Annotated in this window: 17 protein-coding genes; all 17 read left to right on the forward strand. The window is 49.8% G+C overall.

Going from position 1 to position 22211, the window contains the following annotated elements:
- Positions 1-47 precede the first annotated feature (47 nt).
- The 17 genes from LJF29_RS12410 to LJF29_RS12490 all read left to right on the forward strand — a co-directional run bounded on the left by LJF29_RS12410 (position 48) and on the right by LJF29_RS12490 (position 22210).
- On the forward strand, positions 48-1331 hold the full coding sequence (locus tag LJF29_RS12410) for an ABC transporter substrate-binding protein (RefSeq protein ID WP_010333298.1): 1284 nt from the start codon (positions 48-50) through the stop codon (positions 1329-1331).
- Positions 1328-2257 (forward strand): carbohydrate ABC transporter permease, encoded by a 930-nt coding sequence (locus LJF29_RS12415; protein ID WP_168747145.1) that lies wholly within the window; start codon positions 1328-1330, stop codon positions 2255-2257. Before LJF29_RS12410 ends, LJF29_RS12415 begins: the two co-directional genes overlap by 4 nt.
- Positions 2258-2260: 3 nt before the next feature.
- Positions 2261-3151 carry a carbohydrate ABC transporter permease gene (locus LJF29_RS12420; RefSeq protein ID WP_229148815.1) on the forward strand — a complete coding sequence of 297 codons (891 nt, stop codon included), beginning with the start codon at positions 2261-2263 and terminating at the stop codon, positions 3149-3151.
- 15 nt (positions 3152-3166) lie between these two features.
- The gene (yesR, locus tag LJF29_RS12425; protein WP_229148817.1) at positions 3167-4201 is read left to right on the forward strand and encodes a rhamnogalacturonyl hydrolase YesR; all 1035 of its coding nucleotides are present in this window, start codon (positions 3167-3169) and stop codon (positions 4199-4201) included.
- A 22-nt stretch (positions 4202-4223) separates the two neighbouring features.
- Entirely contained in the window at positions 4224-6509 is a 2286-nt protein-coding gene (locus LJF29_RS12430; protein ID WP_229148819.1) for an AraC family transcriptional regulator, read from the forward strand.
- Between the two features lie 13 nt (positions 6510-6522).
- A complete protein-coding gene (locus LJF29_RS12435) occupies positions 6523-7221 on the forward strand; it encodes a rhamnogalacturonan acetylesterase (protein ID WP_229148820.1) in 699 nt (232 codons plus the stop codon).
- Entirely contained in the window at positions 7214-7876 is a 663-nt protein-coding gene (locus tag LJF29_RS12440; protein WP_229148821.1) for a YesU family protein, read from the forward strand. The genes LJF29_RS12435 and LJF29_RS12440 overlap by 8 nt, the downstream gene beginning before the upstream one ends.
- Positions 7873-8502 carry a YesL family protein gene (locus LJF29_RS12445; protein ID WP_229148822.1) on the forward strand — a complete coding sequence of 210 codons (630 nt, stop codon included), beginning with the start codon at positions 7873-7875 and terminating at the stop codon, positions 8500-8502. The genes LJF29_RS12440 and LJF29_RS12445 overlap by 4 nt, the downstream gene beginning before the upstream one ends.
- A 121-nt stretch (positions 8503-8623) precedes the next feature.
- Positions 8624-10486, forward strand: a complete 1863-nt coding sequence (locus LJF29_RS12450) for a rhamnogalacturonan lyase (RefSeq protein ID WP_229148823.1) — start codon at positions 8624-8626, stop codon at positions 10484-10486.
- Positions 10487-10535: 49 nt separating this feature from the next.
- Positions 10536-12374 (forward strand): rhamnogalacturonan lyase, encoded by a 1839-nt coding sequence (locus LJF29_RS12455; RefSeq protein WP_229148824.1) that lies wholly within the window; start codon positions 10536-10538, stop codon positions 12372-12374.
- A gap of 9 nt (positions 12375-12383) precedes the next feature.
- Positions 12384-13394, forward strand: coding sequence for an L-glyceraldehyde 3-phosphate reductase (gene mgrA / locus LJF29_RS12460; protein WP_229148825.1), 1011 nt, complete (start codon positions 12384-12386; stop codon positions 13392-13394).
- A 3-nt stretch (positions 13395-13397) separates the two neighbouring features.
- Entirely contained in the window at positions 13398-14051 is a 654-nt protein-coding gene (locus LJF29_RS12465; protein ID WP_168747155.1) for a rhamnogalacturonan acetylesterase, read from the forward strand.
- 5 nt (positions 14052-14056) lie between these two features.
- Positions 14057-16051 (forward strand): beta-galactosidase, encoded by a 1995-nt coding sequence (locus LJF29_RS12470; RefSeq protein WP_229148827.1) that lies wholly within the window; start codon positions 14057-14059, stop codon positions 16049-16051.
- Positions 16052-16095: 44 nt separating this feature from the next.
- On the forward strand, positions 16096-18669 hold the full coding sequence (locus LJF29_RS12475) for a hypothetical protein (RefSeq protein WP_229148828.1): 2574 nt from the start codon (positions 16096-16098) through the stop codon (positions 18667-18669).
- A 121-nt stretch (positions 18670-18790) separates the two neighbouring features.
- Positions 18791-20299: an extracellular solute-binding protein gene (locus LJF29_RS12480; protein ID WP_229148830.1), complete on the forward strand. Its 1509-nt coding sequence runs from the start codon at positions 18791-18793 to the stop codon at positions 20297-20299.
- A gap of 54 nt (positions 20300-20353) precedes the next feature.
- Positions 20354-21310, forward strand: coding sequence for an ABC transporter permease (locus tag LJF29_RS12485; protein ID WP_010333313.1), 957 nt, complete (start codon positions 20354-20356; stop codon positions 21308-21310).
- A gap of 12 nt (positions 21311-21322) precedes the next feature.
- Positions 21323-22210, forward strand: a complete 888-nt coding sequence (locus LJF29_RS12490) for a carbohydrate ABC transporter permease (RefSeq protein WP_010333314.1) — start codon at positions 21323-21325, stop codon at positions 22208-22210.
- The last annotated feature ends 1 nt before the right edge of the window (position 22211 follow it).

The following is a 22211-nucleotide window of genomic DNA, read 5'->3' on the forward strand; positions in this document are numbered from 1 at the left end:
ACCCTTTAAAATAAAATGTAAGCACTTACATTAAAGGGGGGATTGATTTGAAGAAGGTTTATTACGTGCTGCTGTCACTTGTATGCGTCTTTTTCTTCAGCGGATGTTCTGCGGGTGAAGAGGCGTCAGGGAAAAATGAGGACATGACGCTCAGAATCGCATGGTGGGGCGGACAGCCGCGGCATGACTATACAACAAAGGTCATTGAATTATATGAGAAAAAGAATCCGCATGTCCATATTGAAGCGGAATTTGCGAACTGGGATGACTATTGGAAGAAGCTTGCGCCAATGTCTGCCGCGGGCCAGCTGCCTGATGTCATTCAAATGGATACGGCATATTTGGCGCAATACGGAAAGAAAAATCAGCTTGAGGATTTAACGCCATATATGAAGGACGGAACAATTGACGTCAGTTCAATCGATGAGAATATGCTGTCCGGCGGAAAGATTGACGGAAAGCTTTACGGATTTACACTAGGGGTCAACGTGCTTTCAGTAATTGCGAATGAGGATCTGCTGAAGAAAGCCGGTGTTTCAATTCATCAGGAAAACTGGACGTGGAAGGATTATGAGAAGCTGGCGTATGAGCTGCAGGAAAAAGCCGGCGTATACGGATCTAACGGAATGCATCCGCCTGATATTTTCTTCCCGTATTATTTGCGCACGAAGGGTGAGCGTTTTTATAAAGAGGACGGCACGGGCCTTGCGTATCAGGATGACAAGCTGTTTGTCGACTATTTTGAGCGGCAGCTGAGGCTGGTCAAAGCAAAAACATCGCCAACGCCGGACGAAAGCGCCCAAATTAAAGGGATGGAAGATGACTTTATTGTCAAAGGCAAATCAGCCATTACATGGAACTACTCCAATCAATATTTGGGCTTTGCCCGGCTGACAGACTCACCGCTGTCTCTCTATCTGCCGCCTGAACAAATGAAGGAAAAGGCACTGACGCTGAAGCCGAGTATGCTGTTTTCCATTCCGAAAAGCTCTGAGCATAAAAAAGAGGCCGCGAAGTTCATAGATTTCTTCGTGAATAATAAAGAAGCGAACCAGCTGATTAAAGGCGAGCGGGGCGTTCCGGTATCCGACAAGGTGGCAGATGCGATAAAACCGGAGCTGAATGAGGAAGAGGCCAACATTGTGGAATATGTGGAAGCCGCGTCGAAAAACATCAGCAAAGCCGATCCGCCGGAGCCGGTGGGAAGCGCTGAGGTTATTAAGCTGCTGAAGGATACGTCTGATCAGATTCTGTATCAGAAGGTATCGCCGGAAAAAGCCGCCAAAACGTTCCGGAAGCAGGCCAACGACATTTTAGAGAGGAATAATTGACGGGAAATGGGGCTGACAGAATGAAAATAAGCCGGAGTAAGAGAAAAGACAATCTGGCGGGATATGCTTTTATTTCTCCGTTTATTATCGGCTTTTTCTGTTTTACGGTGATTCCAATGGGCGCGTCTCTGTTTCTGTCCTTTACAAGCTACGACCTGTTTACGGCGCCGAAGTGGATCGGGCTCGATAACTATAAGGAAATGTTTACGGGTGACGAAAAGTATTGGCAGTCGCTGAAGGTCACTTTCACGTATGTGCTTGCCGGGGTTCCGCTCCGCCTCGGCTTCGCGCTTTTTATTGCCGTCATTTTAAACAACGCGGCAAAGGGAACAGCCATCTACAGGACGCTGTTTTATCTGCCTTCGATCATCGGCGGAAGTGTGGCTGTTGCCATTATGTGGCGCAATATTTTCGGCAATGACGGGGTCATCAATGCGCTGCTGTTTTTTGTCGGGATCGATCAAAAAATTCTCTGGTACCAGGACCCGACAAGCGCGTTATGGACGCTGATTCTCTTGTCTGTCTGGCAGTTCGGGTCATCCATGCTGATTTTTCTGGCCGGGCTGAAAAACATTCCGGCATCGTATTTGGAGGCGGCCAGCGTGGACGGCGCAAACCGCGTGCAGCGCTTCTTTAAGATCACGCTGCCGATGCTGACGCCGATTATTTTCTTTAACCTGGTCATGCAGACGATTTCTGCTTTTATGACCTTTACCCCAGCCTATATCATCTCAAAAGGCGAGGGCGGGCCGCTTGACGGAACGCTATTGTATTCACTCTATTTGTTCCAGCGGGCGTTTAACTATTTTCAAATGGGCTACGCCTCGGCGATGGCGTGGATCATGCTGATCATTGTCGGGCTGATTACGCTGATTTTATTTAAAACATCATCATATTGGGTTCACTACGAATCAAAGGAGGAATAACGGATGGAGCCGGTCAACCAGCCTGTCAGGCAAGCCCCGGTGTTTGAAGGGAAAAAAGCCGGGCGCATTAAGCCAAAACGCATTCTGTTCCATGTTCTTACGGCGTCACTGGCGGTGTTATTGCTGTATCCCGTCATTTGGCTGTTTGTCAGTTCTTTTAAAGAAAGCTCCAGTATTTTCACAACCTCTCATTCTCTCATTCCAGATCCTTTTATTCTCAGCAACTATGCTGAAGGGTGGAAAGGCATTGCGGGTCAGCCGTTTTTGACCTTTATTAAAAACTCGGCGATCATTGTCGGGCTGTCTACAATCGGCGCCGTTCTGTCATCGGCTGTCATTGCCTACGGCTTCGCGCGCATCCCGTTTAAAGGAAAAGCATTTTGGTTCGCCTGCATGATGGGGACGTTAATGCTGCCGCATGAAGTGCTGATGATTCCGCAGTACATTATGTTTGCGAAATTAGACTGGCTGAATTCTTTTAAACCGATTGTCGTTCCGCAATTTTTCGGGCATGCGTTTTTTATCTTTCTGATGATCCAGTTTATCCGGTCGATCCCTGAGGAGCTGGATGAAGCAGCGAGAATCGACGGGTGCGGGCGCTTTGCCTGTTTTTGGCGGATCATTCTGCCGCTCATTGCACCGGCGCTTGCAACGTCTGCGATTTTTTCTTTCTATTGGAAGTGGGAGGAGCTGATTCAGCCGCTGCTCTATTTGAACAAGCCGGAGCTTTATCCTGTTTCTCTTGCGCTGAAGCTTTTCCTGGACACGGAATCAGCTTCAAACTGGGGCGCGATGTTTGCCATGTCGGCCGTCTCTTTACTGCCTGTGATTCTCGTATTCTTTCTGTTTCAAAAATATATCGTTCAGGGCATCAGTACGACCGGATTAAAATAAAAAGGAGTGTTGCAGATGGCACAGCTTATCTTTGATGAAGAAAAGGTCACATCCGTTATGGACAGAATTGTGAAACGGACATTTCAAATGGATTTTGCGTGGGATTGGCCGGGCGGCGTCGCGTTTTACGGCGTGGCAGAGGCGTATGAAGCGACGGAAAACGAGGAGTATATCAAACTGTTAAAAACGTGGGTGGATGAACAGCTTGAGGATGGGCTGCCGCCGCTGTCGATCAACGGTGTATCGATCGGGCATACGCTTTTGTTTCTGCATCAGGTGACGGGAGATAACGTCTATTTGGAAACGGCTGGCGAGATGGCGGAATATGTGCTGCATAAAGCGCCGCGCTTTGGAGAGGGCATTCTTCAGCATACGGTTAATTCGGCAGAGTACGTGTTTCCTGAGCAGGCATGGGCGGATACGCTGATGATGGCGGGATTGTTTATGCTGAGAATCGGCCGTGTGATGGAGCGGGAGGATTACTTTGAGGACGGCCTGCGCCAGTTTCATGGACATGAGGACGTGCTGCAGGACCCCGTGACCAATCTGTATTACCATGCCTGGGACAATAAAGCGCAAAACCACCTGTCGGGGATTTATTGGGGACGGGCGAATGGCTGGGCTGCGCTCACGATGGCAAAAGCGCTCCCGCTCATCGAGGTGACGCATCCTTCTTTTATGATCATTGACGGATCACTCAGAGACCAGTTAAGCGCGCTTGTCCGGCTGCAGGACGATTCAGGGCTGTGGCATACCATTTTGGATGATCCGGATTCGTATTTGGAGGTTTCCGCATCGGCGGGCATTGCCTCTGCTTTGCTGTCGAGCGGGAAGCTCTATACAAAATACGCGCAGAAATCACTTGCCGCCATTTTGGATGCGGTGGAAGAGGACGGTCGGGTCAGCAAAGTATCCGCGGGCACAGCCGTCATGAAAAATGCGGAAGGATACAAACAAGTGCCTTACAAACGAATACAAGGCTGGGGACAGGGACTTGCACTCACATTTCTCGCTGATGTGCTGAGAACGAAAAAACGCGTGTATCAGTAAAGACGGCGGCGGGGGGAAAGGGATGAAAAAACAGCCTCAACAGAAAGAACGGGTTTCACGCTGGAAGGGAACGTATTTCAAAAGAAACTTTGTTTTCATTTTGCTGATTGCCTGTATTCCCGGACTGCTGACAGGCGGGGCCATCTACTTTTTGTCTATCGATAAGGTGGAGAAAGAACTGCAAAAGTCGCATGAAACACAGGTGGCGCGTGAAGTCAGCCGGATGGATGAGAAGCTGGAAGGGCTTGAGCTGACGCTTGCCCAAATGGCATACGATTCCTCGCTGATGAACGGATTGGCCGAGAAGGATTTGGAGAAAGACTTTCCATTCTCCTATCAAATAACGAAGAAGCTGTTTCTTTTGCGGGATCAACAGCCGCTGATTCAGCAGGCTTCTATCTTTCTGAACAGCCCCCGGCCTCTTGTGCTGAGCCCCGAATACAGCGCACTGACAGAACAGGATATGCTTCACAAATACCGCTCGCTTCTCGACTCCGATCGGAGTATTTATTGGAGCCGATCGGGAAAAGACGCCGCGCTGATTCAGCTCATTCCGGGTGCGGCTGAGAAACCGTTTGGCGCGATCATGCTGACGGTAGATCCGAAAGAAATAGAGGCGCTCCTGCAAAGTTTGTCTCCTTACCCTGAAGGCAGCGCGCTACTTCTTGATCAAAAGCGGGAGGTGCTTTTCCATGGAGGAGAAAAGGATTTTGAAAATGCTTTAATGAATGAGGTGAAAAAACAGCCTCGCCAGAAAGGCCATTTTCAGATGGATTGGAACGGCACGGTGTATTCCGTCTCCTATGGAGAAATGAAGCGAATGCACCAGAAGTGGACCTTTGTTTCTGCGGCGCCTCTTTCAGCTATCACAGCGCCGATGGTGTTTTTATCAAAGGTGATTATTGTGATGCTTGTCGTTTGTATCGGCTTGGCTGTGTGCATGACGTGGTACGCTTCGAGGAAAATCTATCGCCCGATTCAGCATCTGCTCGGACTGTTTACGGGAGGAGAGAAACAAGCATGGCAGGCGTCAGGTCAGGACGAATTTAAGTGGATTGAAAAGAGATGGAATGATCTTTCCCTTGAGAGCCGGAGGCTTCATGAGCAGCTGCTCCGGCAGACGCCCCATATGAAAAAGAGTTTTTTGCAGCACCTGCTTCAGGGTGACTTTTACTATGACACAGAGGACAGCCTCAGATCGCGGATGGAGGATGCGGGATGGGACATCGGGGAAAACGTATTTCACGTGCTTGATCTTCAGGTGACAGGGCTTCGCTGTGATAATAGCATGTTCTATGCCGACGATGAACAGCTTGCTGTGTTTACACTGACCAATTTACATGAGGAGCTCGCGGCAAACCGGCGTTTTCAACCTTTAATTCTTGATATTGGCCGCCTTTCCGTCACCGTGCTTGTGATGAAAACGAGCGGCTCGGATCTGAAGGCCTATGTTTCAGAGCTGGCCCACATATTTGGTGCTGTCACGGGACTAAGCCTGACCGGGACAATGAGCAGGCAATCGGCCCGTATTAAGGATATCCCATCTTTGTTTAAGGATGTGAAAAGCGGCAAGTCCCGCAGATGTTTTGCCAATCGCCATCAGATCATCGATTTGCAGGATGATGTTTTTCAGGCTGAGCCATCCGCACCCTACTATCCTTTTGAACTTGAAAAACAAATCGTTCAGGCCATTCGGCTGGAAAGAAAAGCGGAAGCAGAGGAGCTGATTCGTTTATGTATGAATGAAATGGCTGAAAAGGCGGTCAGCGACAGACAAGTGCATTCTGCGCTGATACAGCTGTTTTCCCGCATCCAGGAGGATATTCTGCATTCCGGCCTTCACCCGAGCGAGCTGTTCGGCAACAGGGATATGCTTCGCGAAATATCTGAGCTGCATGAGCCTGTCCAAGCGGCTGCCTGGCTGATGGATGCGGTTGTCACCCCGTACCTCGCCAAGCTTGAAGGCAGGAAAAACAAACAGCAAAAACAGGTGGCGGAACGTGTGATTGCGATGATTCATGAGCAGTATATGGCGGATCTTTCTCTTGAAAGCTGCGCGGATGCGCTGGGCATGAATTCTTACACCTTGAGCAAGGCCTTTAAACAAGTGACGGGCGTTAATTTTATTGATTATGTGACCCGCATCAGAATCGAAAAAGCAAAAGAACTGCTGGTCAATACAAATAAAAAAATTCATGATGTGTCAGAAGAAGTCGGCTATCGCCACAATTATTTCAACCGGATTTTTAAAAAGCAGGTCGGCATGCCGCCGGGAGTCTTCAGGCAAATGTATCAGGAAACGCCGTGAAAGGAGAGGACATGTGATGGAAAGTACGATTCAGGTATTTTTAGCAGGGGATTCCACCGTAAGCGACTGCCCGCCGCATGAAGCGCCGATGGCAGGCTGGGGGCAGGTTTTCGGTCAATTGTTCACTGAACAGGTGAAGGTGTGCAATCACGCCAAAGGGGGAGCAAGCACCAATTCATTTGTTGAGGAAGGAAGGCTTCAGACGATTGCTGAGCATATATCCCAAGGCGATTATTTGTTTATCCAATTCGGCCACAATGACCAGAAACCGCGGGGAACGAAACCATACTCGACGTATCAGCAATTTCTCACTTTGTTTGCGGACACAGCGCGTGAAAAAGGCGCGCAGCCTGTGTTCGTTACATCGGTGCAGCGGCGCCGCTTTGATCAAAACGGAAGGATTGAGCACACGCTCGGTGAGTATCCTGATGCGATGAAAGCGTTAGCGAAGGAGCTTGATGTGCCGGTCATTGATTTGCTAACGAAAACGAAGGCGCTTTATGAAGCATACGGCCCGGAGGAGTCAAAGCGTTTGTTCATGTGGTTTCAGCCGGATGAACATCCGAATTATCCAGACGGCATTGAGGATAATACGCATTTTTCAGAAGAAGGGGCCATGGAGGTTGCGAAGCTCGTTGCCGAGGGCATCGAAGAAATCGGCTTTCCGCTGAAGGATCATCTCGTAAGCCGGGAGGGGAAAAAACATGTATAAAGAAGGCGCGTGCCTGTACCGCAATCCGCTCCGTTCAGCAAGCGATGTGAAAGACTGGCGGATGGAGGGAGGCGGGCACATTTCATTCGAAGAGCACCGTATGCACCTGTCACATGTAGAGGACGAAGCGCACTTTGTTTATTGGTGCCCGGAAACATTTCCCGACGGCATCATTGTGAAGTGGGATTTTTACCCGATTGAACAGCCGGGGCTGTGTATGCTGTTTTTCGCGGCTGCCGGCATCGGAGGCGAGGACTTATTTGACTCGCGACTCAAGAAAAGAACAGGAAAGTACCCCGAATACCATTCCGGAGACATCAATGCGCTCCATCTGTCGTATTTCCGCAGAAAATACCCGGAGGAAAGAGCGTTTCGCACCTGCAATCTAAGAAAAAGCCGCGGTTTCCACCTCGCTGCACTGGGAGCTGATCCGCTGCCTTCTCCGGACGACGCTGTTTCCCCGTATCATATGAAGCTCATTAAGGATAAAGGATATGTGCATTTTTCCATCAATGATCTGCCCATTCTGGAGTGGCAGGATGACGGAAGCACATTAGGGCCTGTGTTAACGAAAGGAAAAATCGGGCTGAGGCAAATGGCGCCGATGAAAGCCGCTTATCGTGATTTGTCTGTGCACCAAGCGGTGAGAGGATGAAGACGACTGTGACGGATGCGCTTTATGCAGGCTGTGAAGCGGTTGTGAAAATCGCGTGGCTGAACGGGCTGTGGCTGTTGTTTACGCTTTTGGGCGGCGTTCTTTTCGGATGGGCGCCGAGCACAGCCGCGATGTGTGCCGTCATACGGAAATGGCTGATGGGGCATAAAGATGTCCCGGTATTTGCGTTATTTCTGGATACCTACAAAAAAGAGTTTCTGAAGGTTAATGTAATTGGACTTGCGTTTATTGCTCTTTTGCTTATGTTGTCCGCCAATTATTATTATTTTTCGGCAAGTGCGGATTGGCTGTCCTTTACTGTGACGAGCTGCACACTCTTGGCGGGGCTTTTGTACACTGTCGCGCTCATGTATGTGTTTCCTCTTTATGTGCATTACGAGCTTCCGCTTCGCCAATATATTCCGCAAGCGCTGCTGTTCGGCGCCATGCGGCCGCTGACCACCGGCTGCATGCTGATCGGCTGCGGATTTGTGCTTTACTTGCTGTATACGCTTCCGGGACTGATCCCATTTTACGGCCCAAGTTTATTTGGGCTCGTGTCGATGTTTTTTGCTTACAGAGGGTTTCAAAAAACAGAGGCCCAGAACCGTCATCAGGCCGGGTAAACAAAAAAATGACAAACCGGCAAAAAAGTGCAGCCAACCAAAAACGTTTATGCAAAAAAGTGACATTGAAGACAGCTTCTTAAGCGCATAAAATCCAATTTAAGTAAGCGCTTACAGATCAATGATAAGGAGCTGTCTGATGATTAGACGAAGAAAAAGCATGTTTACCACTCTCACACTGTTGGTGTTGTTGATGATGGGGGGTTCTGTGTTTCCTGTCAAAGCAGAAGGAGCGGCGCGGCAGATGGAAGCGCTGAACCGGGGCCTTGTGGCAGTCAAGACGGAAGGCGGCATTTTTGTCAGCTGGCGGTTTCTTGGGACAGAAAACGCATCCGTGGCGTTTAATGTGTACAGAGACGGACAAAAGCTGAATGCTTCGCCTGTCAAATCCACGAATTATATCGATAAAAACGGATCTGCGGGCTCAACGTATTCCATTCGGGCTGTTGTAAACGGTACCGAGCAGGCAGCTTCTGAAAAAGCCTCTGTATGGGCACAGCCGTATCACTCCGTTCCACTTGATAAACCGGCTGGCGGCACGACGCCAAAGGGCGAAGCCTATACCTACAGTGCCAATGATGCCAGTACGGGTGATGTGGATGGCGATGGGCAGTATGAGCTGATTCTCAAATGGGACCCGTCCAATTCAAAGGATAATTCACAGGACGGCTATACGGGTGAAGTGTTTATTGATGCGTATAAGCTGGACGGAACAAGATTATGGCGAATCGGTCTCGGCAAAAACATCAGAGCAGGCGCACACTACACTCAGTTTATGGTGTATGACCTGGATGGTGACGGAAAAGCGGAAGTGGCGATGAAGACCGCTGACGGAACAAAAGACGGCACGGGAAAAGTGATCGGAAATGCGAATGCCGATTACAGAAATGAGCAGGGGCGTGTGCTTTCTGGTCCTGAGTACCTGACTGTCTTTCAAGGTGAAACGGGGAAAGAGCTTGTCACTTCAAACTTTGAACCGGCACGAGGGAACGTATCGGATTGGGGCGACAGCTACGGCAACCGGGTCGATCGTTTTCTTGCGGGCATTGCGTATCTCGACGGGCAGCGGCCGAGTCTGATTATGACTAGAGGCTATTATGCCAAAACCATGCTTGTTGCGTATAACTTCAGAGACGGAAAATTGTCAAAACTCTGGACGCTGGATTCCTCTAAGTCGGGCAATCAAGCGTTCGCCGGACAGGGCAATCACAATCTAAGCATTGCGGATGTTGACGGAGACGGAAAGGATGAAATCATCTTCGGCTCAATGGCTGTTGACCATGACGGAAAAGGCATGTACTCGACAGGCTTAGGCCACGGAGACGCGCTGCATGCCGGGGATCTTGATCCGAGCCGGCCGGGTCTTGAGGTGTTTCAAGTTCATGAGGACAAAAACGCGCAATATGGCTTATCCTTCCGGGATGCCGCGACAGGAAAAATCATTTGGGGTGTTCACGCCGGCAAGGATGTAGGCCGGGGGATGGCCGCTGATATTGATCCGCGTTATCCGGGACAGGAGGTTTGGGCGAACGGTTCTCTTTACACATCGAAAGGCGCCAAAATCGGCAGCAGTGTGCCGTCGTCAACCAATTTCGGCATCTGGTGGGACGGTGACCTGCTGCGGGAACAGCTGGACAGCAACCGAATTGATAAGTGGGATTATCAAAACGGCGCATCGAGAAATATGCTGACTGCTTCAGGCGTGGCCGCCAACAATGGCACAAAAGCAACACCGGCGCTTCAGGCTGATCTGCTCGGTGACTGGCGGGAGGAGGCTGTGTGGAGAACCGAGGACAGCAGTGCGCTCCGCATCTACACCACCACCATCCCGACCGAGCACAGGCTGTATACGCTGATGCATGATCCTGTGTACCGGCTCGGCATCGCCTGGCAAAATGTCGCGTATAATCAGCCGCCGCATACAAGCTTCTTTTTAGGAGACGGCATGGCGGCACAGTCTAAACCGAATATGTATACGCCTTAACAGAAGGGGGGAAGGAACGGGCCGCACGCTTGGCCCGTTCCCATTTAAAATGAAACCAAAAAAGAGGCAGATGGAGTACTTGACCAGAGGCTTAATTGCGGTCAAGACGGAGCAGGGCGTGTTTGTCAGCTGGCGTTTTCTCGGAACGGATCATGAGACTGTAGCTTTTCATATTTATCGGGACGGAGATCGGATCACTGGCAAACCGATTGCAGACAGTACCAATTTTCTGGATGAAAAGGGAACGGAGGACTCTCTCTATCAAGTGGCGGCTGTTTATAAAGGCCGTGAAGAAAGGCTTTCGAAGGAAGCCCCCGTTTGGCGGGAAAACGTTCTCGAGATCCCGCTTAACAAACCGGAAGGCGGCGTGACGCCGGACGGAAAACCGTATACCTACAGTGCCAATGATGCGAGCGTCGGAGATGTGGATGGGGACGGAGAATATGAAATCATCCTGAAATGGGACCCGTCCAACTCAAAAGACAACGCTCACCATGGATATACCGGAGACGTTCTCATTGACGCCTATAAACTGGACGGCACTTTTCTGTGGCGCATCAACCTCGGCAGAAACATCAGAGCGGGTGCCCATTATACGCAGTTTATGGTCTACGACTTAGACGGTGACGGAAAAGCAGAAATCGCTATGAAAACAGCCGACGGCACAATAGACGGCAAAGGAAACATCATCGGTGACGAGCATGCAGATTTCAGAAATGAGCAGGGCCGAATCCTGTCAGGTCCGGAATATTTGACAGTGTTTAAAGGGGAAACCGGTGAAGCGCTCACGACTGTCGATTATGAACCGCCCCGGGGAAAACTGGAGGATTGGGGAGACGGCTACGGCAACCGCATGGACCGTTTTCTCGCCGGAATCGCTTATTTGGATGGAGAGCGGCCGAGCCTGGTGATGGCACGGGGCTATTATACGAGAACAGTACTCGTCGCTTATGATTTCCGGAACGGCAGGCTGAAAAAACGCTGGACGTTTGATTCAAATCAGCCGGGGCATGAAGCATACGCGGGACAGGGAAACCACAGCTTGAGCGTTGCCGATGTTGATGGAGATGGAAAAGATGAAATTATTTACGGCGCCATGGCGGTCGATCATGACGGAACCGGTCTGTACACGACGGAACTCGGACACGGAGACGCCATGCACGTCGGCGATCTTGATCCGTCACGCAAAGGGCTTGAAGTGTTTCAGGTTCATGAGGACGCAAGCAAGCCGTATGGGTTGTCGCTGCGTGATGCCGGAACGGGTGAGGTGTTATGGGGCGTCCATGCCGGGACAGATGTCGGCAGAGGAATGGCTGCTCATATTGACCCTCGGTATAAGGGATCGCTTGTCTGGGGAATCGATCCGCCGGGCAATGATGGAATGTCATATGGGCTCTATACGAGCAAAGGAGAAAAAATCAGCAATAAAGCGCCTGCTTCAGCCAATTTCGCCATCTGGTGGGACGGAGACTTAGTCAGGGAGCTTTTGGATCATGAATGGAACGGAACGTTCGGCAAACCAAAGATTGAAAAGTGGGATACTGAAAACCGCTGTTTAAAAACGATTTTTCAGCCGGAAGGTGTGCTGTCCAACAACGGGACAAAAGGAAACCCGGTTCTTCAGGCCAACCTGTTCGGAGACTGGCGGGAAGAGGTCATTTGGAGAACCGAAGACAGCAGCGCGCTCCGTATCTATACAACGACACATTTTACCCATCACCGTATTTACACTCTGATGCACGATCCGATTTACAGGCTTGGGATCGCTTGGCAGAATACCGCGTACAACCAGCCGCCGCACACAAGCTTTTATCTCGGAACAGGGATGAAAAAACCGCCGAAGCCCGCTCTGTACATAGCGGGAAACAAAGCGGAGACGCCGCTTTAGGAGGAATGTATGGGATACGAAGCAAAGGCTGAACGCTATGACAAAATGACCTATCACAAAGCCGGGCGAAGCGGATTAAGACTTCCCACTATTTCTCTCGGCCTCTGGCATCAGTTCGGCGATGCCTATTCTCCGGAAAACGCGCGGTCCATGCTGAGAGCTGCATTTGATGCAGGCATTGTCCATTTTGATCTGGCCAACAATTACGGCCCACCGCCCGGCTCCGCTGAGGAGATGCTCGGGCGCATGCTGAAAACGGATTTTGCGCCTTACCGTGATGAACTCATCATCAGCACTAAAGCCGGCTATGACATGTGGAAAGGGCCGTACGGTAATGGCGGATCGAAAAAACATTTGACTGCCAGTTTGAATCAAAGCTTAAAGCGGCTGGGGCTTGATTATGTGGATCTCTTCTATTCGCACCGTCCTGATCCTGAAACGCCGCTTGAGGAAACGATGGAGACGCTGGCGGGCTTTGTGCGTCAAGGAAAAGCTTTGTATGTCGGACTGTCAAACTACAGCCCGCAAGAGACAGAGCGAGCAGCCGATCTTTTACAACAACTCGGCGTTCGGCTCGCCATTCATCAGACGCAATATTCAATGTTTCACCGCGATCCGGAAAAAGGGCTGCTTGATGTGCTGGACAAAAAGGGAGCCGGCTGCATCGCGTTTGCGCCGCTTGCTCAAGGGCTTCTCACGACAAAGTACGTTTCAGGCATCCCGGAAACATCAAGAGCTAAAGATGCGAACAGCCCTTTCCTGCAGACGGAGCACATAACCGAAAGGGCGGTCAATAAGGCGCAAAGGCTGAATAAGATTGCGAAAGAACGGGGACAATCGCTCCCGCAAATGGCGCTCTCATGGCTTTTAAAGGATGCCCGGATGACCTCTGTTTTAATTGGAGCAAGCCGGCCGCAACAAATAGAGGAAAACGTTCAAGCCTTGCAATCAGCGGACTTTTCAAACGAAGAGCTTTCTGCCATTGAGTTTATATTAAGTGAAAAAAACGAGGGGGAATGAGACATGGCAAATCATATTTATCTTGCTGGTGATTCGACTGTCCAAACGTATGGAGAAAGGACAAATCAAGGGGGCTGGGGGCAGTTTCTCGGTTCGCATCTGCCGGAGCATATTCAGGTGATCAATAAAGCGATCGGCGGCAGAAGCTCAAAAACCTTTGTGGAGGAAGGCAGGCTTCAGGCGATCCTTGATGTGATCGAGCCGGATGATTGGCTGTTTGTGCAGATGGGCCATAATGACGCGTCGAAAAACAAACCTGAGCGCTACACTGAGCCCTATACCACCTATAAACAATATTTAAAGCAATATATCGCAGGCGCGCGGGAAAAAGGCGCGCATCCGCTTCTCATTACCCCAGTAGCCCGCTTTCATTATGAAAACGGTGTGTTTTTGAACGACTTTCCTGATTATTGCATTGCCATGAAGCAGACGGCTGCTGAGGAGAATGTCCAGCTTATTGATCTAATGGAAAAAAGCCTCGCTTTCTTTACTGAGAAGGGCGAAGAAAAAGTATACACCTATTTTATGGTTTCTGAGGGGATTGACGATTACACGCACTTTACAAAAAAAGGCGCAAATGAAATGGCAAAACTCGTAGCGAAAGGCATGAAGGAGCTCGGCCTGCCATTAACAGAATCTATCGTCAAAGAAGGGTGAAGGACTTGGGGAAAAAACTATATCACGGCGCATGCTATTATCCGGAATTATGGGATGAAGACACGATTCAGCAGGACATTGACAGGATGCGGGAGGTCGGCATCAATGTTGTGCGAATTGGTGAATTCGCCTGGTCTGTGATCGAGCCGGAAGAAGGAAACATTGACGTGAGCTTTTTTAAGGAAATGATCAAAAGGATGTATGATAACGGCATCGAAACGATTATGTGCACACCGACGCCGACACCGCCTATTTGGCTCTCGCACGGACGGCCGGAGCGAATGCACATTAACGAAAAAAGAGAGGTGATGGGGCACGGCTCCCGTCAGCATGCGTGTACAAATAACCCATATTTCCGAAAAAGAGCCGCCATCATCACCACAAGCATCGCCAAAGAGCTGGGACACCTGCCGGGGCTGATCGGCTGGCAGCTCGATAATGAATTTAAATGTCATGTGGCTGAATGCATGTGTGAGACGTGCCTAAGCTTATGGCATGAATGGCTCAGAAACCGTTACGGTGTGATTGAACGGTTAAATGAAGCGTGGGGGACCGATGTGTGGAGCGAAACCTATCAAACCTTTGAGCAGGTGCCGCAGCCGGGTCCGGCCCCGTTTTTGCATCACGCTTCATTGCGCACGATGTATCAGCTGTTTTCGATGGAGATGATCGCTCATTTTGCGGATGAACAGGCGAAAATCATTCGCAGTTATTCGGATGCGCCGATCACTCATAACGGCTCGGTCATGTTCAGCACAGACAATGAGCGGATGTTTCAGAATCTCGATTTTGCTTCCTATGATACGTACGCTTCCCAGGATAATGCATCTGCATTTTTATTAAATTGTGATATTTGGAGGCATTTCAAAAAAGACCGCCCGTTTTGGATTCTGGAAACTAGTCCGTCGTATGCAGCCTCTCTCGAAAGCTGTGCCATGCCGCACGCCGATGGGTATTTACAAGCTGAAGCCGTGTCTTCTTACGCCTTGGGGAGCGAGGGATTTTGCTACTGGCTGTGGCGCCAGCAGCGTTCCGGCAGCGAGATTTCACATGGTTCCGTCCTTAGTGCATGGGGAGAGCCGACGATCGGTTATCAAAACGTTTTGGCGGTTGAGCGGGCAAGAAAGAAAATCGAACCGATCATTCTTTCTACTGTGCCCGTGCAGGCTGATGTTGCGATGACCTATTCCGACAGGGCGAAAGCGTTTCTGAAAACAGAACCTCACCGGGGACTCCAGCACCGAACGCTTATCACACACTTTTACGAGCGCATCCTCAACACGGGCATTCATCGTGATCTCGTTCCGGAAGGCTTTCCGCTGGAGGGCTATCGTGTGCTGTTTACGCCATTTGTGCCTTATCTGTCCTCTGCTTTTATCAAAAAAGCTTCCGCATTTGCTGAAGAGGGCGGCATATGGATTGCCGGGCCGCTGACGGGAGGGCGTACGGGCGAGCATACGGTTCATACCGATTATGGCCTTGGAGAACTGGAGAAAACAGCCGGAATCAAAACACTGTTCACGTTCCCGATGAACGAGGATGCACATACAGGAAAAGCGTTTGGCATGACGGCGCCGCTCGGACTGTGGAGCGCGGTGTTTGATGCAGGCAGCGGAAATACTCTCGGCACAGTTGAATCCGGGCCTGGTGCCGGCCATGCCTTTCTGTCAGAACGAGAGCACGGCAAAGGGAAAATCGTCTTGCTCGGCTCGCTTCCATCAGGCAAAAAAGGAGATGCGATGCTGGAAGCACTCGTCAGGCATTATGCGGGAGAAGCAGCAGTTTCTGTCAGATCCGATGTCACCCCCGGCACGATTGTTGCCCCGAGAAAAGGAGAAAACGGCCTCGTATGGGTCATCGTTAATATGAATGGAAAAGGCGGAAGTGTGACGCTTCCAAAAGAGGGGACCGACCTTTTGGCCAATCGTTCAGTCGGAGCCGGGAGACTGTCAGTCGGACCACACGAATACCATGTGATTCAGTTTGATAATCGCAGCTGATTCTTTGCATTGAATCAGCTTTTTTATATGGAAGGAGAGAACCGATGAAAAAGATCAAATGGCTATCAGAACAGCCTCAGCTGAAAAGCGGTGTAACGTGGGGGGTGCCTTGGAAAAAAGGAGAATTGAAAAAGGGAGACTGTTTGGCGCTTATCAATGCAAAGGGTGAAAGCGGCTATGTGCAAAGCGAGCCGTCGGCCTATTGGCCGGACGGGAGCATCAAATGGACGAAGCACGCGGCTGTGTTCAGTCAACAAACCGATACAAGCTTTACCCTGCAAAAAGAAGAGACCCAGCCGCCAGCGAAAAAGCTCATGATCCACGAGTCAAAGGATGCAATCCAAGTGGATACCGGAGCGCTTGTCTGCACTGTGAATAAAACGGGCTCCGACATCATTCAATCGCTGGTGATGAACGGGAAGCCGATCGCCGCAGGCGGGCGGCTGATCGCAATAAAGGAAACGAGAAAGGAGATGGCGGCAGAAAAGGTTTTTTTTCATGAAACATCGGTCAGTCTTATCAAACGTGTGGTCATTGAACAGAGAGGTCCTATAAAAGCAGTCATCAAGATGGAGGGGGTTCATGTACTCCGAAAGACAAAAGAAGAGTGGCTGCCCTTTATCATCAGATTCACATTTTATGCCGGGCTTTCAGAGATGAATATCATGCACACTCAGCTGATCGACAGGAATTTCAAACGAGAGTTCATCAAAGGGCTTGGCATGCAGTTTGACCTCTTTTTACAGGGAGAGCCGTACAACCGCCATTTCCGTTTTGCGGGGAACAAAAGCGTTTATAAAGAACCCGCCCAGCTGTTTGGCACCCGCAAATGGAGTGAACGGTATCCTCTTTATCAGCGGCACATCAATGGCGAACCGATTTCTCCAAGTGAAGAGCACAAGGAATGGTTCGCACACGGCGTGCAGAACGCAGTTTGGAATGATATGAAACTCGTTCAGGACTCCAGCGATCATTACCGTCTGGCAAAACGGACCGGCAAGGAATATTCGTGGGTTGACATGCTTCATGGCAAGCGGGCGAAGGGGCTTTGCTATGCGGGCGGCGAAAATGGAGGGGTAGCGCTCGGTCTGCGGTATTTTTTTGAAAAATATCCGTCATCACTTGAGATAACAGGTCTTGCCGGTGATCAACCGAACATGACCGTCTGGCTCTGGCCGCCAGACGCGGAAGCAATGGATTTCAGGCATTATACAGGGAACACCCATGTCGTCAGCGCGTACGAAGGGTTTGATGAGATGCGTTCTGATCCGACAGGCATTGCCAACACAAATGACATCAGCTTGTCATGCTTCTCTCAGATGCCGTCAGATGACGTGCTGAATGCGTTAGCGGACAAATGGCAGGCACCGCCATTGCTCATTTGTGAGCCGGACGTTTATTACGAGTCAAAAGCGCTTGGCGTTTGGAGTGTGATCGATACGGCCGATCCGGTCAAAAAAGAGCTGGAAGAACAGCTGGACGCCGCCTTCTTGTTTTATCAAAAAGAAGTGGAGCAGCGCAGATGGTACGGGTTCTGGAACTATGGGGACGTCATGCATACGTATGACCCGATCCGGCATATGTGGCGGTATGATCTCGGCGGATACGCGTGGCAAAATAATGAACTCGTTCCGACCTTGTGGCTGTGGCAGGCGTTTTTCCGCTCCGGCAGAGAAGATCTGTTCCGAATGGCTGAAGCAATGACCCGCCATACAAGTGAAACCGACTGTTTTCATCTCGGAGAATATGCGGGGCTTGGCTCCCGGCATAACGTGGTGCACTGGGGATGCGGCTGCAAGGAAGCGAGAATCAGCATGGCCGGCCTTTATAAATTCTACTATTATCTGACGGGAGATGAGCGCACGGGAGATCTTTTGACAGAAGTGAAGGACGCCGATGCCGCCCTAGTGAACACCGATCCGATGCGTGCCTTCTACGAGAAAGGAGAGCACCCGACTCACGTCAGAACGGGGCCGGATTGGGCGGCGTTTTGCTCGAACTGGCTGGCGGAATGGGAGCGGACTGAGAATCCTGAATATCTGAGGAAAATCCAAACGGGCATCAGCTGTCTGAAACGCCTGCCGCTTCGTTTATTATCAGGTCCGACGTTTGAATATGATCCGGCGACGTCTATGCTTCATCACATGGGAGACGGCATCGCGGGCGGTTATCATATGATCATTGCGTTTGGCGCGCCGCAAGTGTGGATGGAGCTGGCTGAGCTTCTCGATGACCGCGAATGGGAGGAAATGCTGAGTGAATTTGGCGAGTTTTACACATTCAGTGATGAAGAAAAACGCAAAAAAAGCGGAGGTGTGCTCCATGACGGGCACTTTCACTGGCCAATGTTTGCGGCTGGTATGACAGCCTATGCTGCGAGAAAAAAACAAGACCATCATCTCGCCGAAAAAGCGTGGAATCTTTTGCTCGACCATAAACTGAGCCATACGCCGCTTCCGATCAAACCCGTGCCAATCGAGACATGGACTCAGCTTGAAGAGCTTCCGTGGGTAACGACAAACACTATATCTCAATGGTGTTTAAATGTCATTGCGGCACTTGAATTAATAGGTGAATACCTCCCTGCAAAAAAAGATACATCCTGCAAAAAAGGATAACAGCCTTCATTCTATAGGAAAAATGATGCAAAAAATGAAGATTGCAGGAATTTATGTAAGCGCTTTATATTAGGGGTGGCAAAGGTGAAATGAAAAGGAGAAAAAGGGGGACTGACGCATCATGAAAAAAAGAATACGAAAAAAATGGCTCGCTCTACCGCTCGCTGCCATGATGATAGCCGGGTGCAGCAATTCAGAAACATCCAATTCAGCGAGCGATTCAAAAAACACGATCAACATCATGGCGCCGCTGCTGTCACCGGAAAGCCCGAGTGATAAAAGCCCATCATTAAAAGCGTTAGAGAAATACACAGGCAAAAATATTAAGGTCACATGGGTGCCTGATTCATCCTACAACGATAAATTTAACATCGTCATGGCCTCTGGAGAGATGCCTCATGCGATTGTGATTAAAGATAAGTCAGCCGGCTTTATCAAGTCTGTCAAAGCGGGCGCTTTTTGGGAGCTGTCTCCTTATTTAAAAGACTACAAGAATGTAAGCCAGGCTGATGAAAAGATACTTAAGAACAGCTCAATAAATGGCGAGGTCTACGGGGTTTACAGATCGAGAGACTTGATCAGAGCCTGTATGATCATCAGAACCGACTGGCTTAAAAACGTCGGGCTCGATATGCCGGAAACGCTTGATGATTTTTATGAAGTGCTGAAAGCCTTTAAGGAAAAAGATCCTGACGGAAACGGCAAGGACGATACGTACGGCATGGTCGTGCCGAAATGGATGGGGCTTGGCAACGGAAGCCCGTGGGATGTTCTGCAAATTTGGTTCGGCGCCCCGAATCGCTACGGCGTTGAAAACGGGAAGCTCGTGCCTGATTTTACAACGAAGGAATATATGGAGGCGCTCACCTTCTTTAATAAGCTGTATGATGAAGGGTTGATCAACAAGGATTTTGCTGTTATGGATTCGGCGAAGTGGAATGACCCGGTTGTAAAAGGAAAAGCGGGTGTCATCGTTGATACAGGCTCCAGAGCGTCGCAAATTCAAAGTGCCATGGAAGAAGCGGATGAGTCGAACAAGGATGTCATTGATATCGTCGGCACAGTAGAAGGACCAAAAGGCAAGCGCACCTTCCCGACATCAGGATATTCAGGCATGATTGCGATACCAAAATCAAGCGTGAAAACGGAAAAAGAGCTGAAAGAGGTACTGTCCTTCCTTGATAGGCTGAACGATAAGGAAGCACAGATTCTGACCAACAACGGAGTGGAGGACCGAAATTATGAGCTGAAGGACGGCGTATTCACCTCTCTTGAAAAAAACAACAAATCCCTCCTGTATGAGCATGAAGGCTTAGCCCAGTTCAGCATGTCCATCCCGAAAAGCGAGTACTACATCGAAGATCAGAAAACAAAGCTCTTCCAGCATCGCAAGGACATCATCACGAAAGGAGAAAAAATAGCCGTCTTTAACCCGGCGGAGTCGCTTGTCTCCGATGTCTATACCCAAAAAGGAGCCCAGCTTGACAACATCATTCTTGATGCGAGAACGCAATTTATTATCGGAGAAATCGATGAAAAAGGCTTCAAGGATGCGGTGAAGCTTTGGGAAAACAGCGGCGGCAATGAACTGATGAAGGACTTAAACAAATTGTATCAAACGTCAAAATAAACCGATGCGCCTGCCGTTCGGCGGGCGCGCCGGTATCACGAAAGGAGAACAGATATGGAAACGGTGCCGAAGAAGGGAAACGCACCTGTTCTCACTGCTGAGAAAGGCATCAGCTGGATGGCTGCGCTCAAAAGAGACAAATGGCTTTATCTTCTTCTTATTCCCGGTCTGCTTTATTTTTTGGTTTTCAAATACCTGCCGATGTGGGGCGTTCTCATTGCATTTAAGGATTATTCGCCATATCTAGGCTTCTGGAAAAGCGAATGGGTCGGTCTTGATTATTTTAAGGACTTTTTTATGAATCCGGATTTTTTCCGGCTGCTGCGCAACACGCTCATGCTGGCAAGCCTTGATCTGCTCTTTGCCTTTCCCGCGCCGCTCATTTTGGCTTTGCTGTTGAATGAGCTGAGGAAGGCTGTGTATAAAAGGTGCGTTCAGACCCTTATTTACGTGCCCCATTTTGTCTCATGGACAATCGTGGTCAGCATTACCTTTGTTTTCTTTACAGTCGATACAGGCGTCATCAACAAAATGGTCATGAGCCTGACGGGGAATCAGGTCTCTTTCTTATCAGACGCTGACTGGTTCCGGCCGATGATTGTCATGCAAAGCATCTGGAAGGAGACAGGCTGGGGAACGATTTTATTTCTCGCCGCTTTGGCAACGGTGGATCAGGAGCAATATGAAGCGGCGATCATGGATGGGGCCGGCCGGTTCAGGCGGATGTGGCATATTACGCTGCCGGCAATCAGGAGCACCATCATTGTACTTTTAATTTTACGGATTGGAAGCTTTTTAAATATCGGTTTTGAACAGGTGTATTTGATGACAAACTCGCTCAACCGCAGCGTGGCTGACATTTTTGACACGTATGTATACATGATGGGGATTACCCAAGGCGCGTACAGCTACAGCACGGCTGTCGGTTTGTTTAAATCGGTTGTCGGGATTATCTTAATTTTCGGTGCCAACTACATCGCGAAAAAGTTTGATCAGGAAGGATTGTTTTAGAGGAGGGAGAGTATGGCTGACATACACACGATGCACAACACAAAAGCCGGACGGGTATTTGACGTCTGCAACATTCTGTTTCTCGGCGGCGTCGGCGCGATTACCATTTTGCCGTTTTTGTATATTATCGCAGGTTCCTTTGCGACAGAAGCTGAGCTGGCTCAGCGCAGTTTCTTTATTTTCCCGGAAACCTTTACCCTTGACGCTTATCGGTACGTGTTTTCGACACCGACGTTTATCAGAAGTATGGGCGTATCCATCTTCATCACTGTTGTCGGGACAGCCGTGCAATTGTTTTTCACTTTTACGATGGCGTATCCGCTGGCGAAGCGGCATGTGAAGGGGCGGAATCTGCTGTTGAACCTGGTGATTTTCTCGATGCTGTTTTCCGGTGGGATGATTCCGACGTACCTTGTCGTCAAATCACTTGGGTTGCTGGATTCCTATTGGGCGCTGATTCTGCCGATGGCGATCAATCCGTTTAACCTCATAATTATCAAAAACTTCTTTCAGCAGCTGCCGCGGGAGCTTGAGGAATCAGCAAAAATTGACGGCTGTTCGGAAATCGGCGTCTTTTGGCGGATCGCCTTGCCGCTGTCAAAGCCGGTCATTGCCACTTTTGCGCTGTTTTATGCGGTCGGGATTTGGAATGATTTCTTCCATGCTCTCTTATATATCAATGACAGTGCAAAATGGCCGCTGCAAATGGTGCTTCGCCAGGTCACGATTTTATCGGACTTAACGGCGACCAATGGCGATACGATGCAAAATACAATTCCGCCGGAGCAGGGCATTAAGCTTGCTGTCATCGTCATCGCGACCATACCGATACTGGCGGTTTATCCATTTTTACAAAAACATTTTGCCAAAGGCATGCTGATCGGTTCTGTGAAAGGCTGAG

This window comes from Bacillus sp. LBG-1-113 (genome assembly GCF_020708615.1).
GTDB classification, from domain to species: domain Bacteria; phylum Bacillota; class Bacilli; order Bacillales; family Bacillaceae; genus Bacillus; species Bacillus mojavensis.

Excerpts from the sequence above, each read along its gene's own strand:
- LJF29_RS12420 (WP_229148815.1), top strand. The coding sequence starts at position 2,261 with ATGGAGCCGGTCAACCAGCCTGTCAGGCAAGCCCCGGTGTTTGAAGGG.
- yesR (WP_229148817.1), top strand. The coding sequence starts at position 3,167 with ATGGCACAGCTTATCTTTGATGAAGAAAAGGTCACATCCGTTATGGAC.
- LJF29_RS12430 (WP_229148819.1), top strand. The coding sequence starts at position 4,224 with ATGAAAAAACAGCCTCAACAGAAAGAACGGGTTTCACGCTGGAAGGGA.
- LJF29_RS12440 (WP_229148821.1), top strand. The coding sequence starts at position 7,214 with ATGTATAAAGAAGGCGCGTGCCTGTACCGCAATCCGCTCCGTTCAGCA.
- LJF29_RS12445 (WP_229148822.1), top strand. The coding sequence starts at position 7,873 with ATGAAGACGACTGTGACGGATGCGCTTTATGCAGGCTGTGAAGCGGTT.
- LJF29_RS12450 (WP_229148823.1), top strand. The coding sequence starts at position 8,624 with ATGATAAGGAGCTGTCTGATGATTAGACGAAGAAAAAGCATGTTTACC.
- LJF29_RS12455 (WP_229148824.1), top strand. The coding sequence starts at position 10,536 with ATGAAACCAAAAAAGAGGCAGATGGAGTACTTGACCAGAGGCTTAATT.
- mgrA (WP_229148825.1), top strand. The coding sequence starts at position 12,384 with ATGGGATACGAAGCAAAGGCTGAACGCTATGACAAAATGACCTATCAC.
- LJF29_RS12465 (WP_168747155.1), top strand. The coding sequence starts at position 13,398 with ATGGCAAATCATATTTATCTTGCTGGTGATTCGACTGTCCAAACGTAT.
- LJF29_RS12475 (WP_229148828.1), top strand. The coding sequence starts at position 16,096 with ATGAAAAAGATCAAATGGCTATCAGAACAGCCTCAGCTGAAAAGCGGT.
- LJF29_RS12480 (WP_229148830.1), top strand. The coding sequence starts at position 18,791 with ATGAAAAAAAGAATACGAAAAAAATGGCTCGCTCTACCGCTCGCTGCC.
- LJF29_RS12485 (WP_010333313.1), top strand. The coding sequence starts at position 20,354 with ATGGAAACGGTGCCGAAGAAGGGAAACGCACCTGTTCTCACTGCTGAG.
- LJF29_RS12490 (WP_010333314.1), top strand. The coding sequence starts at position 21,323 with ATGGCTGACATACACACGATGCACAACACAAAAGCCGGACGGGTATTT.